Raw genomic sequence first — 18,498 nt, 5'->3', positions numbered from 1 at the left:
GCGATTCTCCGGGTTCAGGCGCGGCGCTGGGCCAGCAGTTCATGGGCGGCGTGCAAGGGACGTGGGTCGACCCAGTCGGCAATGGCGAAATCCCGTTCCAGGAAGCCATGGCGATAGAGGAAGTTTTTCTGGATATCGAGAAACTCCAGGCGCTGCGGCGACAGGTCGGGCGCCAGGGTGGTGTGGAAATCGCCGCGGTAGGCCTCATTCACCCCGGCACTGCCGGCCCGGGTTTCCTCTTCCAGGAAGGCGTTCAGGGCCGGCCGGTTGTGGGCCGCCCAGTCGGCGGCGCGCAGGGTCTGGGCGAGAAAGCGCACCACCAGGTCGAAGTGGTTGTCCAAGAGGCTCTGGTGCACGGTGATCGGCCGTGGCGTGCCGTTGTTGATGCGGTAGCGCGGCTCGGCGACCAGGTCCAGGTCGATGCCCACCACCAGCCCCAGGCGCCGCGCGGCATCGGCGGCGGCAGCCCCCTTGACGTAGACCGCGTCCACCTCGCCGCGCACCAGGTAGTCCAGGCCCGACCACAGGCGCTGCAAACCTTCCTGGGGCGTCGCCGCACGCTCCTGGTCCTGCAGCGCCACTTCCACCAGTTGCACGTCGTCGAAACCCAGGCCCGCCAGGCTCAACGCGCCTTTGTAGCCGTGCAGGCTCATGGCCCGGGCGATGCTGCCCGGGCGGTTTTCGCCCCAGGCCGGCAGCGCCAGGCGCTTGCCCTTGAGGTGCTCGGGGCGGCTGATGCCGGAATCCGGGCGCACCAGCAAGGTTTGCCATTCCTCGATCCAGGTCAGGCCGATCAGCCGGCTGGGGGAACCGGCGGCGCGGGCGGCCAGGGCCGGCACGTTGCCGCCCTCGCGAAACAGCCCCGGCAACTGGTGATCGTAGTGGTGATGGCCCAGTTGCCGGGCTTCCTGCAGGGTCGCGACCGGCAGGCCGTCGGCGGCAAACTCCTCGCTGAGCCAGCCCAGCTTGTAGGCGATCCCGGAAGCCGTGGGCACCGGGCAGCGGGTGAACCAAATCTGCTCCAGTTCAGGCTGGGCAGCGGACGTGGGCAATGTGGCGGCAAGCGTCATGAACGAGTTCCTGTGCAATGGCTGTTGCCAGGGCTATTGCAGCGCCCGTGCCAACCGGGCAAGGCCCCGGATTACGGGGCCGGGGCCGCTGCCCGCGAAACCGGCACCTCGCCGACTGCTGCCCGACCAGCAGCATTGCGCGGCGACTGCTGCCGTCGGAGCAACGGGCCGACGAGCATTGCTGCTGGAGCAGCAGCAGACGTTTTAGAAGCCATTGCGCACCCGCCAGCCAGCCTTGTCGCACAAGGCCTGCAACGGATTTTCAGCACACTGAAAAGGCCCTGGCGCAGAACTTGCTCAAGCCTCCTCAAACCCAGCCCTTTTTCGTAGAAGCTGGCTTGCCAGCGAAGGCGTCGCCAAGACCGGCGCAAGGTTCAAGGGCCCTTTCGCCGGCAAGCCGGCTCCTACGGATCAGGCCGATACACACGCCCCTGTAGGAGCTGGCTTGCCAGCGAAGGCGTTGCCAAGACCGGCGCCAGGCTCAAGGGCCCTTTCGCCGGCAAGCCGGCTCCTACGGATCAGGCCGATACACACGCCCCTGGGGGCAGATTTCTTCAGATAGAGGTACCAGCATGAGTAGCGTTCAAGCCCTTCCTGTCACTCCGGTCCGTGTCCTGGGCAGCGAGGCCGAAGCCATCGCCGTGGCCCGGGAAATCGCCACGGAAATCGCCGCCATCGCCGCCGACAGCCAGGCCAACGGCCAGTTGCCGCGGCGCCAGGCGCAGTTGCTGTCCGACAGCGGCCTGACCGCCATCGGTGTGCCCAAGGCCTTCGGTGGCCTGGGGGCCTCGGTGGCCACCATCGTCGAAACGGTGCGCCTGATCTCGGTGGCCGATGGCGGTGTCGGCCAGTTGCTGCAGATCCACAACGTGATGCTGCGGGGCATCTTCAACGGTTACCCGGATGCCGTGCGCGACCGCCTGGTCAGCGACGTGCTGGCCGGCAAGCGCCTGGGCAATGCCCTGGCGGAGATCGGTGGCAAGAACAAGTTCGCCCTCAAGACCCGTATCGAGCGCCGCGCCGACGGCAAACTGATCCTTAACGGCAGCAAGTTCTACTCCACCGGTTCCTACCTGGCCGAATGGATTTCCCTGACCGCCGCCAGCGAAGAAGGCGGCGCCGGGGTGCTGCTCAACCGCAACGCCCCGGGCCTGACCCTGGTGGACGACTGGCATGCCTTCGGCCAGCAGAATTCGGTCAGCGGCACGGTGCTGTTCGACAACATCGAACTGGACGAAGACTTTGTCTCGCCGCGCAAGGGCCCGATGAAACGCACCGGCCTGACCTTCCCGCAGATCCTCCATGCGGCCATCGACACCGGGATCGCCGCCGGAGCCCTGGGGGCCGCGGTGGACTACCTCAAGCAGCACGCCCGGCCCTGGGTGGAAAGCGGCGTCGACCACGCCAGCGAAGAGCCGCACATCATCAAGCAGATCGGTGAATACGCCGTGGCCCTGCGTGCTGCCGAATCCTTGCTGCGCGATGCCGCGCGGGTGTTCGACGAACACGAGCAGGACCCGGACAACAAGGAACTGCAGGACCAGCTGATCCTGTCCGTGGCCACCGCCCGGGCCCATTCCGACAGCGCCTCGCTGAAGATCTCCAGCGACATCTTCTCGCTGTTGGGGGCCAGTTCCTCCCTGAGCAAATGGAACCTCGACCGCTTCTGGCGCAATGCCCGGGTGCACACCACCCACGACCCGATCCGCTGGCGCCTGCACCACGTGGGCAACTACTACCTCAACGGCGTCGACCCGGGCGAATACACCGCGATCCTCAACGCCAAGGAGCAACAGGGCGCGACCCGCCCCGCACCCTGACGCCGCCGTAGGCGCTGGCTTGCCAGCGAAAGCGCCCTCAAGCCCGGCACAAGGCCTGCGGGCCTCTTCGCCGGCAAGCCGGCGCCTACCCACAACCACGGCATCACGCACACCCTAGGTGCTGGCAAGTCTGCCCCTACGGGGGTGGCCGATTTTTTGAACGAGCCCTGCATGATCGAAAAACACCCTCTTTTGCGCGCGCTGGCGATCTACCGGGAAGTGCCGTGGCGCTTCACCCTGGTGGCGCTGCTCTATGTCGCCGTCAACCTCGGACTGTTCTGGCAGCAGTGGCTGATCGGCCATGCGGTCAACGATGTCAGCAGCGGGCAGGCGGTAAAGCACCTGGCCGACGGCAGCCTGGATGCCAGCTTGGGCTGGTACTGGCTGTGGCTGCTGCTGGCGGTGGCCCTGGGCCGCGGCCTGCTGCAGTACGCCGCCACGGTGTTGTCCCTGGTGCTCAGCCAGGAACTGCTGACCCGCCTGCGCGAGCGCATCCTGCAGCAGGTCCAGGGCCTGCACCTGGGCTACCACTGGCAGCACGGCATGGGTGAAATGATCACCCGCACCACCCGCGATGCAGACAAGGTCCGCGATGCCCTGATCAGCTTCTGGCGCCAGGTGGTGGAAACGCCCCTGGTGGTGCTGGCCACGGTCGGCCTGCTGGCCTGGTACAGCCCCTGGCTGGCGGTGGTGCCGCTGCTGCTCACCGCCTGCGGACTGTGGATCTTCGTGCGCCAGACCGAGCACCTGGTGAGCCTCGACCGCGCAGTGGGCGCTGCCTACGACCGGGTCAACCAGGACCTCAGCGAGGGCATCGGCGGGGTGCGGGTGATCAAGTCCTTCGCCCTGGAGCACAGCCGCATCCAGGGTTTTGCCGCCCAGGTCGGGCTGTTCGCCGAGCATGCGCGCCGGGCCCTGGCCTATTCCAGTTCGCGTATCCCCCTGCCCCAGGCCGTGGTCGCCCTCAGCCACGTGTGGATCCTGGTCTACGGCGCTCATCAGGTGGCGGCCGGGCAGCTGGGGATCGGCGAGCTGGTCAGCGCCCTGCTGATCGTCACCACCCTGGTGTTTCGCATCGAAGGCATCGGCCGGGTGATGCAGACCTTTGCCGACGCCCGCTCCAGTGCCGAGCGCATCTGGCAGTTGCTGGACGAGCCGCTGCACATCCGCAGTGGCAACGCCCGACTGCCCCAGGCGCCCCTGGGGTTGCGCCTGGAGGGGGTCAGCGTCAGCGCCCCCGGCGGTGGCCGGAAGATTCTCGATGACTGCACCCTGAGCCTTGAGCCCGGCGAGGTGGTGGCCCTGGTGGGCGCCACCGGCACCGGCAAGAGCCTGTTGGCCAGCCTCCTGCCGCGCCTCACTGAGGCCGGTACCGGCCGGGTGCTGCTGGGCTCGGAACTCAGCGGCTGGCAGGACGTGCGCGACCTGGACCTGCAACAGCTGCGGCGCCGGGTGCATGTGGTGCCCCAGGAAAGCTTCCTGTTTTCCGACACCCTGGCGGCCAACCTGCGCCTCACGGCCCCCGACGCCAGCCACCGGCAGCTGCGCCAGGGCCTGGCCCTGGCAGCCGCCGAAGACGTACTGGAACGCTTGCCCCAAGGGCTGGACAGCCGCCTCGGCGATCGCGGGGTCACCCTCTCCGGTGGCCAGCGCCAGCGCCTGAGCCTGGCCCGGGCGCTGCTGGGGGAGCCGGACATTCTCTGCCTCGACGACGCCACCAGCGCCCTGGACGCCATCAGCGAACGCCAGGTGCTGGACAACATCCGCCAGTTGCGCCGAGACCAGGGCCGGGCCACCACCTTGCTGGTGATCTCCAGCAAGCTCTCGACCATTCTCCTGGCGGACCGGGTGTTGCTGCTGCAGGACGGGCGAATCCGCGCCAGCGGCCGCCACGCCGAGCTGCTCAAGACCAACGCCCACTACCGCGACCTGCTGGGAGTCGACCATGGCTAATCCAATCGCCGGCAAGGCCCTGAGCGATATCGAAATCGAGGAAATGCTTGCCCGCCAGGCCCTGGACCGCAGCATGCTGTCGCGCCTGCTGCCCCTGCTGCGGCCGATCCGCGGCCCGATCCTGACGGTGATCGGCATCGAGTTGCTGCTGGTGTTCACGGTGTTCCTGCGGCCCTGGTTCGTGCGCGAACTGCTGGACCGCGGGCTGGTCCCGGACCAGGGTCACTGGCTGCTGGACGAGTCCCTGGTGCTGTGGCTGGGCCTGGGGCTGGCGGCCAGCTGGCTGGGGCGCTTCGTCCTGGCCGGGCTGTCGCAGTTCGTCGCCGGCAGCGCGGCGATCCGGGTGCTCAACGACCTGCGGGTCAAGGTCTTCGCCCATATCCAGGCCCTGAGCGTCAGCTACTTCGACCAGACCCGCGCCGGGCGCATCATTTCCCGCGCCGACCGCGACGTCGACAGCCTGGAACCACTGCTGATCCAGGGTCCGCCGGAGCTGCTGGGGGCCGTGCTGCGCTGCGCCCTGGCGGCGCTGATGCTGTGGCGCATCGACCCGCGCTTCTTCCTCAGCCTGGCGGCCACGGTGCCGCTGCTGGCGCTGGCGACCTGGGGCTTCAAGCGCATCTCCCAGCGCAACTGGGCCAGGGTCGCGGAGAACCGCAGCCGCTTCACCGCGCACCTGGTGGAAAGCGTCAGCGGCGCGCGCATGCTCCAGCAATGCGGGCAGCAGGAACCCAACCTGCAGCGCTATCGCGGCCTGCTGGATGACTTCAACCAGGCGCTGATCCGCGGCAGCCTGCGCTCCAGCTGGTTCGCCCCATTCACCGCGCTGCTCAGCACCGCCGGCATGGCCGCGCTGCTGCTGGTGGGCGGCTATGGGCTGGCCGATAACCAGATCAGCGTTGGCCAGATGGCGGAAAGCCTGTTCTACGTGTTTCTGTTTCTGGGCCCGTTGCAGGAGCTCTCTGACCTGTTCGAACGCTACGCCACCGGCTCGGCCTCGGCGCAGCGGATCTTTCTGCTGCTGGACACCCGGCCCCAGGTCCTCGACCCGGCCCAGCCCCAGCGCATGCAGCGGGCCCGGGGCGAGGTCGGTTTCGAACAGGTGCGGTTCGCCTACGACCCCAGGAGCAAAAGCGCGGTGATCCAGAACCTGGACCTGCAGATCAAGGCCGGCGAAGTGCTGGCGATTGTCGGCCCCTCGGGCCATGGCAAAAGTACCCTGGTGCAGTTGCTGACCCGTTTCTACGACGTTCAGGGCGGCGCCGTGACGCTCGACGGCGTGGACATCCGGCACCTGGCCCAGCACGACCTGCGCCGGGCCGTGGGCGTGGTGCTGCAGGACAATGTGCTGTTCAGCGGCAGTATCCTCGACAACCTGCGCCTGGCAGCCCCCGGCGCCGATGATGCAACACTGATTGCCGCGGCCCGGGAGCTGGGGGCCGACGAGGTGCTGGAACGCCTGCCTCACCAGTACCACAGCGAGGTCGGCCCCCTGGGGGGGCACCTGAGCCATGGCCAGCGGCAACTGGTGTGCCTGGTACGGGCCTACCTGGCCAACCCGGCGGTGCTGGTACTGGACGAAGCCACCTCGGCGGTGGACATCCACACCGAGCGGCGCATCCAGCGCGCCCTGCGCCGGCTGTGCCAGGGGCGCACGGCGATCATCATCGCCCACCGCCTGGCGACCATCCGCGACGCCGACCGGATCGCGGTGATCCGCCACGGCCAACTGGTGGAACAGGGACCGCATCAGCAGTTGATCCGGCAGAACGGCGCCTATGCGGCGTTGTACCAGGCCTATCTGCGTAGCGCCGACCAACCCGGCGGCGCAAACCCCGCGGCCCCTTTCGCCGGCAAGCCGGCTCCTGCAAAAGCACCGCCGATATCGCGCCAGCTGTAGGCGCTGGCTTGCCAGCGAAGGCGCCCGCAAGGACAGCACAAGGTTCAAGGGCCTGTTCGCCGGCAAGGAGGCGCTGGGTTGTTGCGCGCTCAGCAGCGGTTGCTGCCGGGGTGCTGCTACAGCAGCACCAGGGCCCTGCGCTAGGCCGGCTGAAGCCCCCGAACCCCCGCCATGGTGGGCTGCGACGGCCATGGCATGGCCGTTGCAATTACTCCCTGACAGGCGTCTTCGCACCCGCGCGGCGCAACGGGTTACTGAATCAGGAGCACCCATGAGCACTGAATTTTTCTGGCGCCTGCCGCTGGGCACCGACGGCCCGCAGTTGAGCACCGACAAGCACAATCGCGGCAACCCCCACCCCCGTGCCGGGCATATCGCCCCCGGGCGCCTGGCCAACGGCGAGCCCGACGGTTTCACCTACATCGACTACATCGCCCAGGTGGCCAAGGCCGCCGAGCTGGCGGGCTTCGAAGGCGCCCTGCTGCCTACCGGCCCCGAGCCCTGGGTGGTGGCCGCGGCCCTGGCCCGGGAAACCCGGCGCATCCGCTTTCTGATCGCCTTCCAGGCCACCTGGACCCTGCCGGCCTACGCCGCCCAACAGGCGGCGATCCTGCAGAACCTCAGCCACGGCCGCCTGGACTGGAACATCATCACCGGCGGCAACCCGGTCAGCCAGCGAGCCAATGGCGATTACCTGGACCACGACCGGCGTTACCAGCGCACCGGCGAGTTCCTCGACATCATCCAGGGCCTGTGGCAGAACGAACGCTTCTCCTATGACGGCGATATCTACCAGCTGGAGAACGGCGCCCTGCCCCCGGGCCTGCAGCAGGAACGCAAGCCGGGGGTGTATTTTTCCGGTTTCTCCGATGCGGCCCTGGACGTGGCGGCGCGGCACGCCGACGTCTACCTCAACTGGGCCGAGCCCATCGACCAGCTCAAGCCCCACATCGAGCGAGTTCGCGAGCTGGCGGACAAACAGGGGCGCACGGTGCGCTTCGGCCTGCGGGTCGATCTGTTCGCCCGGGAAACCGAAGAGCAGGCCTGGGCCGACCTGCGCCGCCAGTTCGACAAGCTCGAAGGCAAGGGCAGCCTGATCGCCAAGAACTTCACCAGCGGCTCGGATTCGGTGGGCGCTGCGCGGCAGACCGCCTACCACCAGAACGTCGACCGCTTCGACGACCTGATCCTCGGCCCCAACCTCTGGGCCGGCTTCGCCAAGGCCAAGCCGGGGCCCACCGTGGGCCTGGTGGGCAGCCACCAGAACGTTGCCGAGCGCCTGGCAGAGTACCGCGATGCCGGTTTCTCCACCTTCATCCTGGCGGGCAACCCGCACCTGGAAGAAGCCCTGCGCATCGGCCAGGAAGTCCTGCCCCTGGTGCAGCAACGCCCCGTCGCCCAGGCGACGCCGCTACAGGCCCGCGCCTGAGCCTATAAGGAGCCCGTTCATGTCCCATCCTCTGGATACCCTCTGGTACACCCGCTGCCCGGTCCCCACGGGCCTGGGCATTGCCGTGCAGAAAGGCTGGCTGCAAGACAGCCTCGGCGCCCTCGGCACCCAGGTGCAGTCGCTGCGCGAGTCCAGCGACCAGGCCGTGCGCGAGTCGCACTTCGATCACAGCCTGCGCAACTCGGTGCGCCACGGCGGCAGCATCCCGGCCCTCTGGGCCCGGGCCCAGGGCCGGGAAACCCGGCTGATCGGCCTGTCCTGGGCCGATGAGGTGCAACTGATCCTGACCCGTGCCGACAGCGGCATCCACCGCATCAAGGACCTCAAGGGCCGACGCTTCGGCCTGCCGGACTGGGCCGGCGCACAGATCGACTTCACCCGCGCCCAGGCCCTGCGCGGCCTGGAAAACGCCCTGGGCCTGGACGGCCTGCAAGTGGGCGACCTGCAACTGGTGAACTACCGCTACGGCGGCACCTTCAGCGACCCCCAGGTGCAGACCCTGGCCGACACCCCGGTCAGCGCCCAGCCCAGCAGCGGACGCAACCTGGAACTGCAGGGCCTGCTGCGAGGCGAAGTCGACGCGATCTTCCTCAAGGGCGCCAGCGCCGCCCGCCATGCCCATGAGTTCGGCCTGCGTACCCTGATCGACACCGGCGCCCACCCCGACCCGCTGATCCGCTGCAACAACGGCACACCGCGCACCCTGACGGTGGACAGTCATCTGCTGGAGCAGCACTTGGACGTCGCCACCGGGATTCTCGGCGCGGTGCTGCGGGCCGAAGACTGGGCCCGCCACCACCCGGAAGACACCCGCCGCTACCTGGCCCGGGAAACCAACAGCAGCGAGTACTGGATCAGCGCCGCCTATGGCGAGGATGCCCACCTGCGCCTGCGCACCTGCCTGGAAGAACAGGCCATCGACGCGCTGCAGGATTTCAGCGCCTTCCTGCGGCGCTGGCGCTTCATCCCGCAGCAGGTGGATGTGCGCCAATGGATCGACCGCCGGCCGCTGGATGCGCTGCTGGCTACCCCTACCGCTCTGGCCGGCTGACCGCGCCAGGTTTCATGGATTCGAACTGAAGACCCTTATGAGCAAATCACTCGATACCCTCTGGTACACCCACAGCCCGGTGCCCACCGGGCTCGGCATAGCGGTACAGTCCGGACGCCTGGCAGAGGCCTTCCTGCCGTTCGGCACCAATATCCAGTCCCTGCGCGAATCCAGCGAACGCGAAGTGCGCGAGGCCCACTACGACCACCACCTGCAGAACTCGGTGCGCCACGGCGGCAACATCCCGGCCATCTGGGCCTACTCCAGCGGCGTGCAGACCCGGGTCCTGGGCTTGTCCTGGAGCGACGAGGTGCAGTTGATCCTGACCACCGCCGAAAGCGGCGTGAAGAGCATCCGCGACCTGAAGAACCGGCGCTTCGGCCTGCCCAAGTGGGCCAACGTGCAGATCGACTTCACCCGGGCCCAGGCCCTGCGCGGCCTGGAGAACGCCCTCAGGTTAGAAGGCCTGGAAGTGGCCGACGTGGAACTGGTGGACTACCCCTACGGCGGCACCTACAGCGACGAGCAGAAGCAGCACCTGTACGGTTCCGAAGTGAGCCTTGGGGTGACCCGCTTCAGCCGGCGCAACAACGAACTGATCGGCCTGCTGCGGGGCGATATCGACGCGATCTTCCTCAAGGGCGCCCACGCCGTGCACCTGGCCAACGAGTTCGGCCTGCAGGTGGTGGTGGACACCGGTTCCCACCCCGACCCGCTGATCCGCTCCAACAACGGCACCCCGCGTACCCTGACCGTGGACACCCACCTGCTGCGCGAGCACTTCGACGCCAGCGTGAAGATCGTCGACACCGTATTGCGCACCGAACAATGGGCCTGGGCCAACCCCGAGGAAACCCGGCGCTTCCTGGCCCGGGAACTGAACACCAGCGAGTACTGGGTGGCGGCCGCCTATGGCGAGGATGCCCACCGACGCCTGCGCACCACCCTGGATGCGCGATCCATCGAGGCCTTGCAGGACTTCACCGATTTCCTGCATCGCTGGCAGTTCATTCCCCGGCGTTTCGACGTGCGCGAGTGGATCGACTTCAGTGTCCTGGAGACGGTCATCGGCTCCACCTCCCGCGTGGCGGTATAACCCCACGAACTGACGGTGGAACCCGTAGGAGCTGGCTCGCCAGCGAAGGCGCCAGCCCAGGCGATGCATGTCTCGCGGGCCTCTTCGCCGGCAAGCCGGCTCCTACGGGCTTGGGGGGCCGGTGCTGGCGCAGCAACAGTCCAGCGGGCAATCGGTGCTGCTCCAGCAGCACCAGCCAAGCAACTTCTGCTGAATCCTGCGCAGGATGTTTTAAACCTCTGGCCCGCAACTTTTCACGCCTGCCAAACCCCTCTCTAAAACACTCAAACGAATTTAAATTAATCCTTGTTTTTCAATGACTTGATCAAACTAACGCTTACCCATAAAACCCACTAAGCCTCTTGGCACGTTCTCTGCTCTAGCCCTCTTAGCGAAACTTTAAATGGGGGAGTTCAACATGCATAAGCTTAATCCGATCACCAAGAGTCTATGGCTGGCACTGGCGCTCACCGGGGGCACATTCAGCCAGGACCTGCTGGCCGCTGAAACCACAGGCACCGACACCACCGGGAACAGCAGCGAACCCGCCCTGAAGACCGTCACCGTCACCGCCCAGCACCGGGAGGAAACCCTGCAAGAGGTTCCGGTGGCGGTGTCCGCCGTACAGGGCACCAGCCTGGTGACCGACGGGGTGCGCAACATGGGCGACATCACCACCTTCATCCCCAACGCCTCGGCCAAGAACCCCGACGGCGACGGCCGCCCACGCTGGTACATCCGCGGCCTGGGCACGGGCGACACCGGGGCGGCCACGGTGTTCCCGGTGGGCATCTACGCCGATGATGTCTACCTCAACGCGCCCATCGCCGGCGGCGGGCCGCTGTTCGACCTGGAGCGCATCGAGATCCTGCGCGGGCCCCAGGGCACCCTGTACGGCAAGAACACCACTGCCGGTGCGGTCAACGTGATTTCCAAGAAGCCGACCTTCGACACCGACGGCTACGGCACCCTGGGCATCGGCAGCAAGAGCGAGCGCATCCTCAATGGCGCCATCGGCGGTGCCCTGGTGGATGACAGGCTGGCGGCGCGGCTTTCGCTGTATTCGGAAGAACGCGACGGCTTCCAGAAGAACCTCACCGACGACCATACCTACGGCGACGTCGACAAGAAGGCCGTGCGCCTGCAGTTCCTGGCCAGGCTCAACCCGGACCTGGACGCCCTGCTGAAGATCCACGCCCGGGAATACAAGGGCGACGGCAGCAACGGCTCGCTGCCGGTGGGCCGTTACTACAACGTCGGCTACCAGCGGCCCGACGGACGCAACATCGCCCTCAACGTCAACGAGGATGCCAAGCTCGATCACGACGGTACGTCCCTGACCCTGAACTGGCACCTGGGGGACTACACCCTGACCTCCATCAGCGCCTACGACTACATTCGCGGGCAGTCCACCAGCGACGCCGACTACACCCCCTACGAAGTCAACGGCGCGGCCATCAGCGACAACCGCTACAACCAGTACTCCCAGGAACTGCGCCTGGCCTCGCCGCAGCAGGAAACCCTGCGCTGGCTGGCGGGGGTGCACTACTTCCATGAGGACCTGGACAGCTCGGCCAAGCGCCTCATCACCCCGGGCCCCACGCCCAACGGCACCGGCTCCAACCAGACCGGCGGCGCCACCGACTTTCGCGACCTCAACTACCAGCACACCACCGACAGCTACGCGCTGTTCGGCAACCTGACCTACGACTTCACCGACAACTTCACCGTGACCGGCGGCCTGCGCTGGACCCAGGAAAAGAAAGACATCGACCTGGACCTGACCCAGCTCACCCGGGCCACGGCCAACGGCCCGCTGATCCCCCTGGGCGCCGCCGGCAGCAATGGCAGCCGCGACGAGAGCAAGACCTGGGAAGCCTGGACCTACGATCTGACCCCGGAATACCGGATCAACGACAACGTCCGGGTGTTCTTGCGCTACGCCCACGGTTTCCGCTCCGGGGGCTTCAATACCGGGCTGTCCACCAGCCTGGCGCAGTTGACCACGGTGGACCCGGAGAAACTCGACGCCTACGAGATCGGCCTCAAGTCGGAATGGTTCAACCACCGCCTGACGGCCAACGCCAACGTCTTCTACTACGACTACTCGGACATCCAGGTGAACCTGCTGACGGTCAACAACGGCGTGCTCACCACGGCCCTGACCAATGGCGCCAAGGGCAAGGTCAAGGGCGCGGAACTGGAGCTCGAAGGCCAGCCCACCGACTATCTGCACCTGCGGGCGGCGATCTCGTTCCTGGATACCGAGTACACCGACTTCAAGAACACCAACCCCAACACCGGCGCGGTCACCGGCGACTACAGCGGCAACAGTTTCGTGCGCTCGCCGCGCAACGTGGTGTCCCTGGGGGCCGACTACACCATTCCCCTGGAGATCGGCGGCAAGCTGGTGGCCGGCGGCGACGTGAGTTTCCGCGACAAGGAGTACTTCCTCGCCGACCGCCAGAGCAGCGCCGACAAGACCCTGAGCCAGCCCCACTACACCCTGGCCAACACCCGCCTGACCTGGTTCAGCCCGGATGAAAAGCTCAGCGTCACCGGCTTCGTCAACAACCTCACCGACCGCCGCTACCAGGTCCATGGCCGGCCCAACGGCACCCTGGGGCAATACGTCATCACCTACGGCGACCCGCGCACCGTGGGCCTGAGCGTCACCAGCCGCTTCTGACGCCCGCGGCAGGCCACCCGAACCCTGATTTCCGGGCCGCCGGTATCGCCCACCACCGCACCCACCCTGTAGGGGCCGGCTTGCCGGCGAAGAGGCCCGCAAGCCTTGCGCCGTCCATGACGACGCCTTCGCTGGCAAGCCAGCGCCTACAGGGGCGGTTGGGGTCATTCATTTCACAAGGAATCCAAAGATGTTCCATCGCAATCCGTTGGCCGGCGCCGTGGCGCTGGTCGTCGGCAGCCTTGCCGTGCCCGCGTTCGCTGCCCAGACCTCAAGCAATGCCCCCGGCGCCAGCGCCGATCACCTGGACACGGTGGTGGTGCTGGGCACCCGGCGCAGTGATGTAACGGCCCTGGAAAGCGCCGCACCGGTGGACGTGCTGTCCGCCCAGCAGTTGCAGCAGACCGGGGCCAGCGACCTGTCCGGCGCCCTCACCGCCCTCTCGCCTTCGTTCAGCTACCCGCAGTCGCCCCAGGGCGCCTTCGCCGGTTCCATCGCCCAGGGCGCATCCCTGCGTGGCCTGGCGTCAGACCAGGTGCTGGTGCTGGTCAACGGCAAGCGCCGCCACACCAGCGCCAACGTCACCCGCCAGAGCCTGGTCAACGGCCGCGGCGCCGCCGCGGTGGACCTGAGCCTGATCCCCCTGAGCGCCATCGAGCGAGTGGAGATCCTGCGCGACGGCGCCGCCGCCCAGTACGGCTCCGACGCCATCGCCGGGGTGATCAATATCGTGCTCAAGGAAAAGGACGACGGCGGCAATCTCGGCTACCGTTTCGGCGGCTACGACAAGGGCGACGGCCTGCAGCGCAAGCTCAGCGGCTGGAAGGGCTTGAGCCTGCCCAACGACGGCTTTTTGACCCTGAGCTTCGATGCCGGCAGCCAGGACCCGGCCAGTGACACCAACCCCGACAACCGGATCTTCTACCCCGGCTCCACCAGCACCAACACCCCCCGGGAACAGAACAACCGCTACCGCACCTGGCGCTGGGGCTCGGGCAATGTCTCGGACCAGTACAACTTCGCCGCCAACAGCGAGTTCGGCCTGGGCGAGGGGCTGACCGCCTACGGTTTTGCCACCTACTCCCACAAGAACACCGACGCCGAAGGCTTCTTCGACCCGCCCACCACCTTGCGCAACAACTACGGCAGCGACGCCCTGCAACGCTACCCCGACGGCCGCCTGCCGATCACCCGTTACTCGCTGGAGGACTATGCCCTGACCGGTGGCCTGCGCTACGAGGACGAACGCCTGGGCAAGTTCGACCTGGCGCTGAACCATGGCGACAACAGCCTGAAATCCGCCGACCGCAACGCCATCAACCCCAGTTGGGGCGAGGCCAGCCCGGCGAAGATCTACACCGGCAAGCGCGAGGCCGACCAGACCAACCTGACCCTGGACTGGGTGCGGGACTTCCCCACCGACCTGCTGTTCAAGCCCCTGACCCTGTCGGCGGGCCTGGCCTGGCGCCAGGAGAACTACGAACTGAGCGCCGGCGAAGCGGCGGGCTGGCAGAACGGGCCGCTGTTCAATACCGTGGACCCGATCACCGGGCGGCGCATTCCCGGCTACTACTCGGGCATTACCCAGGTCGACGCCGCATCCCTTGAGCGCAAGGTCTGGGGCGCCTATATCGACGTCGAAGGCCAGGTCACCGAGAAATTCCAGGCCGGGGTGGCGGTGCGCACCGAGCACTACTCGGATTTTGGCGACACCACCAACGGCAAGCTGTCGCTGCGTTACGACTTCACCCCGCAGCTCGCCGCCCGGGCCACCGCCAGCACCGGCTACCGGGCGCCGTCCCTGGTGCAGAGCGGGTTGTCCTCGTTCAGCGTGCAAGTGGTGGAGCAACCGCCGGGCAGCGGCAACTACGTCGAGGTGCAGCAACGCACCCTGCGCGCCGACAGCCCGGAAGCCAAGCTGCTGGGGGGCAAGGCGCTGAAGCCCGAGGAATCCACCAACTACTCCCTGGGCCTGGTCTGGCGGCCGCTGGCCAACGCCTCGGTGACCCTGGATGCGTACCGGATCAACATCGACAACCGCATCACCCTGTCCGACCAGTTGCCGGCCTCGGTGGTCACGCCGATCTTTGCCGGCACCCCTTACGCCAACATCCAGAGCGCGGCGTTCTACACCAACGTCGCCGACACCCGCACCGATGGCGTCGAGCTGACCGGCAACTACCAACTGGACCTGCAGCAATGGGGGCGCCTGAACCTGTCCAGCGGCTACAGCCAGAACAACACCAGGATCACCGCCCTGCGGGACGTGGGCAACATCGCCGGTTCGCAGATCGTCGGCCGCACCACCCAGGGCCTGATCGAGGACGGCACCCCGAAGAACAAGCTGACCCTGAGCGCCAACTGGCTGTACGACAGCTGGGGCCTGACCCTGGCGCAGCGCCGGTACGGGCAATGGAAGAGCCTCAACGCCAGCAACCCGACCCTGGACCAGACCTTCAGCGCGCAATGGGTCACTGACCTGGACATTTCCTATAGCTTCGACAAGGCGCTGAAGCTGTCGGTGGGCGCCATCAACCTGTTCGATACCCACCCGGACAAGGCATCCGGGGCACAGTTGTATGGCGTGCCGAAATACTCCATCACCAGCCCCGAGGGCGCCCAGGGCGCGTTCTACTACACCAGCCTCAGCTACGACTTCTGAGGCCGGACTGCTGCCGGGGTGTTGCCCTGGCAGCAGTGACTGCTGCCCAGGCATCAGTTTCGCTGGCACGCCAGCGCCCACAACCCACCCACACGCCGCTCCTCCCGTAGGAGCCGGCTTGCCGGCGAACAGGCCCGCAAGCCCTGCATCGCCCCGGCCGACGCCTTCGCTGGCAAGCCAGCTCCTACAGCGGTCAGATACATCCCGCAGGCCTGCCCGCCCCGTAGGAGCCGGCTTGCCGGCGAACAGGCCCGCAAGCCCTGCATCGCCCCGGCCGACGCCTTCGCTGGCAAGCCAGCTCCTACGAGCGCGCGATGGCACAGGTCTTGCGATAGGCATCGGGTACTTCGCCGATATAAGAACCGCCATGGCTCATTCCTTGCGCTGCACGCTCACCTCCCTGACCTGGCTGGTCTCGCCCCTGGCCCTGTTGCTGCTCTGGACCCTGGTGGCCCAGGCCGGGATCTTCCCGCGCAACCTGCTGGTACCGCCGGCCCAGGTGCTGCACACCTTCGAAACCCTGCTGGCCAGCGGCGAGTTGCTGGAGCATTTGCACAACAGCCTGTCGCGCCTGGGCCTGGGCTTTGCCCTGGGGGCCCTTGGCGGCCTGGTGTTCGGGGTGCTGATGGCCTTGTCCAAGACCGTCGAGGCGTACTGCGCGCCGCTGTTCCATACCCTGCGGCAGATCCCCAGCATCGCCCTGATCCCGATGTTCGTGCTGCTGTTGGGCATCGATGAAACCTTCAAGATCGTCATCGTCGCCAAGACTGCGTTCTTCCCCGTGGCCCTGGCCGCCAGCGAGGGGGTCAAGGCCATTCCCCGCAGTTACTTCGAGGTGGCCGACGTCTACCGCCTGCGCTGGCCGACCCTGGTGCGCCAGATCGCCCTGCCCGCCGCGGCGCCACCGATCATCACCGGCCTGCGCATCGGCCTGACCCGCTGCTGGGTGGTGCTGGTGGCCACCGAGCTGCTGGCCGCCGACAGCGGCCTGGGGCAGATGATCGAGATGGCCCGGCAGATGCTGCGCATCGATGTGGTGATGGTGGGGATAGTGGTCACCGGCGTGATCGGCTTTGCCCTGGACTTCTCCTTCCGCCGCCTGGAACAGCGCGTGCTGCGCTGGCAAACCCGCTAGGAGCCCTTGCATGACAACTCTACTGGCCAAGTTTCGCGGTCTGTTGCTGCCCCTGCTGCTGATCGGCGGCTGGGAATACCTGTCCCGCCAGGATGCCGCCGGGGCCTACGCCTTCGTGCCGCTATCCACCATCGCCAGCGCCTTGCTGGAGCTGCTGGGCAACGGCGAGTTGCCGGTCAACCTGCTGGCCAGCCTGGGCCGGGCCAGCGGCGGCCTGCTGCTGGGCACCCTGGCCGGGGTCATGCTGGGAGCCCTGATGGCCCTCTCGACCCTGGCCAACCGCCTGATCGGCCCGCTGTTCCATTCGATCCGCCAGGTGCCGATGCTCGGCTGGATTCCGCTGATTGCCATGTGGTTCGGCAACGGTGAGTTTTCCAAGATGCTGATCGTCAGCCTCGCGGCCTTCTACCCCATGGTGCTCAACACCTACCAGGGCTTTTGCCAGGTGGAACGGCGCTACCGCGAGGTCGGCCAGGTGCTGGTGCTAAACCCGGCGCAGCGGCTGCGGCACATCCTCCTGCCGGCGGCGCTGCCGAGCATTGCCACCGGCCTGTTGCAGGCCCTGGCCTTTGCCTGGGTGACGGCGGTGGGCAGCGAGCTGTTCCTGTCCTCCGGGGCCGGCCTGGGCAACCTGATGATGAACGCCGAAGCCGGCTCACGCATGGAAGTGATAGTGCTCTGCGTGCTGTGCATCGGCCTGTGCGGCTACCTGATGACATTGCTGCTGACCCTTCTGAGCCGCCGCCTGCTGCGCTGGCGCCCTACCCGTTAAGGCCTCCCCATGAATGCGATCGCCCAACACGCCCCGCTCCCCACTCATCTCCACGCCCGGACCGGGGCGTTACAGATCCGCGGCCTGAACAAGAGCTACCGGATCCAGGGCCAGGCCCTGCCGGTACTGCAAGGCATCGACCTGGACGTCCAGCCCGGGGAGTTCGTCAGCATTGTCGGTGCCAGCGGCTGCGGCAAATCCACCCTGCTGCGGCTGATCGTCGGCCTGGAGGGTGACTATCAGGGGCAGATGCTGCTGGACGGCAAGCCAGTGACCGGCACCAGCCTGGAGCGGGGCATCGTGTTCCAGGACCATCGGCTGTTTCCCTGGATGACCCTGGCCCAGAACATCGCCCTGGCACTGAAGAACCACCCCTTGTCCGAAGCCGAGAAACAGCGCCGGGTGGCCGAGCACATCGCCCTGGTCAACCTGCAAGGCTTCGAGCAGGCCTACCCCCATCAGCTCTCCGGCGGCATGGCCCAGCGCGGCGCCATTGCCCGGGCGCTGATCAACCAGCCCAAGGTGCTGTTGCTGGACGAACCCCTGGGGGCGCTGGATGCCCTGACCCGGGTGCGCCTGCAGCACGAACTGCAACGTATCTGGGTGCAGCAGCGCTGCACGGTGATCATGGTCACCCATGACATTGAAGAAGCCCTGTACCTGGGGGACCGGGTAATCGTCATGGACGCGCATCCGGGGCGGATCAAGCATGAGATCCGCGTCGACCTGCCCCATCCCCGGGACCGCTCTTCACCCGTGTTGCAAGGCTACAAAGAGCAGTTGCTGGAGGAACTGGTGGGGCATTGATCGTCCAGGCACCCCGGCGCTGCGCCGGCTCCTACGCAGGTAGCGCCGCGATTACGCCGGGGCCGTAGGAGCTGGCTTGCCAGCGAAGGCGCCCGCTGGAGCGGTGCAAGGCTT

Annotated in this window: 12 protein-coding genes; 11 read left to right on the top strand and 1 reads right to left on the bottom strand. The window is 67.1% G+C overall.

Translation table 11 applies throughout. The features are described from left to right. Positions 1–14: 14 nt before the first annotated feature. Positions 15–1,070 (bottom strand): ABC transporter substrate-binding protein, encoded by a 1,056-nt coding sequence (locus BLS75_RS03325; protein WP_072450254.1) that lies wholly within the window; start codon positions 1,068–1,070, stop codon positions 15–17. A gap of 572 nt (positions 1,071–1,642) precedes the next feature. Here BLS75_RS03325 and BLS75_RS03320 point away from each other — a divergent pair. The 11 genes from BLS75_RS03320 (at position 1,643) to BLS75_RS03270 (ending at position 18,384) form a co-directional block, all read left to right on the top strand. Further along, complete coding sequence (locus BLS75_RS03320; protein ID WP_072450253.1) at positions 1,643–2,890, top strand: acyl-CoA dehydrogenase family protein; 1,248 nt, start codon at positions 1,643–1,645, stop codon at positions 2,888–2,890. Between the two features lie 171 nt (positions 2,891–3,061). Continuing rightward, complete coding sequence (locus BLS75_RS03315) at positions 3,062–4,843, top strand: ABC transporter ATP-binding protein (RefSeq protein ID WP_072450252.1); 1,782 nt, start codon at positions 3,062–3,064, stop codon at positions 4,841–4,843. Continuing rightward, positions 4,836–6,743 carry an ABC transporter ATP-binding protein gene (locus tag BLS75_RS03310; protein ID WP_072450251.1) on the top strand — a complete coding sequence of 636 codons (1,908 nt, stop codon included), beginning with the start codon at positions 4,836–4,838 and terminating at the stop codon, positions 6,741–6,743. Before BLS75_RS03315 ends, BLS75_RS03310 begins: the two co-directional genes overlap by 8 nt. Positions 6,744–7,014: 271 nt before the next feature. Further along, the gene (locus BLS75_RS03305) at positions 7,015–8,172 is read left to right on the top strand and encodes an LLM class flavin-dependent oxidoreductase (protein WP_041118346.1); all 1,158 of its coding nucleotides are present in this window, start codon (positions 7,015–7,017) and stop codon (positions 8,170–8,172) included. 19 nt (positions 8,173–8,191) lie between these two features. After that, the gene (locus BLS75_RS03300) at positions 8,192–9,244 is read left to right on the top strand and encodes an ABC transporter substrate-binding protein (RefSeq protein ID WP_072450250.1); all 1,053 of its coding nucleotides are present in this window, start codon (positions 8,192–8,194) and stop codon (positions 9,242–9,244) included. A gap of 37 nt (positions 9,245–9,281) precedes the next feature. After that, the gene (locus BLS75_RS03295; RefSeq protein ID WP_011061460.1) at positions 9,282–10,340 is read left to right on the top strand and encodes an ABC transporter substrate-binding protein; all 1,059 of its coding nucleotides are present in this window, start codon (positions 9,282–9,284) and stop codon (positions 10,338–10,340) included. Positions 10,341–10,737: 397 nt separating this feature from the next. Next, the gene (locus BLS75_RS03290) at positions 10,738–13,008 is read left to right on the top strand and encodes a TonB-dependent receptor (RefSeq protein ID WP_072450563.1); all 2,271 of its coding nucleotides are present in this window, start codon (positions 10,738–10,740) and stop codon (positions 13,006–13,008) included. 190 nt (positions 13,009–13,198) lie between these two features. After that, the gene (locus tag BLS75_RS03285; protein WP_072450249.1) at positions 13,199–15,670 is read left to right on the top strand and encodes a TonB-dependent receptor plug domain-containing protein; all 2,472 of its coding nucleotides are present in this window, start codon (positions 13,199–13,201) and stop codon (positions 15,668–15,670) included. Positions 15,671–16,037: 367 nt separating this feature from the next. Beyond that, positions 16,038–16,805: an ABC transporter permease gene (locus BLS75_RS03280; protein WP_019094960.1), complete on the top strand. Its 768-nt coding sequence runs from the start codon at positions 16,038–16,040 to the stop codon at positions 16,803–16,805. A 10-nt stretch (positions 16,806–16,815) separates the two neighbouring features. Beyond that, positions 16,816–17,577 (top strand): ABC transporter permease, encoded by a 762-nt coding sequence (locus BLS75_RS03275; RefSeq protein ID WP_015635737.1) that lies wholly within the window; start codon positions 16,816–16,818, stop codon positions 17,575–17,577. Positions 17,578–17,586: 9 nt separating this feature from the next. Beyond that, a complete protein-coding gene (locus BLS75_RS03270) occupies positions 17,587–18,384 on the top strand; it encodes an ABC transporter ATP-binding protein (protein WP_011061466.1) in 798 nt (265 codons plus the stop codon). The last annotated feature ends 114 nt before the right edge of the window (positions 18,385–18,498 follow it).

The organism is Pseudomonas sp. NFPP12, from assembly GCF_900103205.1.
Classification (GTDB): Bacteria; Pseudomonadota; Gammaproteobacteria; order Pseudomonadales; family Pseudomonadaceae; genus Aquipseudomonas; species Aquipseudomonas protegens.
This window is presented reverse-complemented; position numbering and strand designations above follow the sequence as displayed.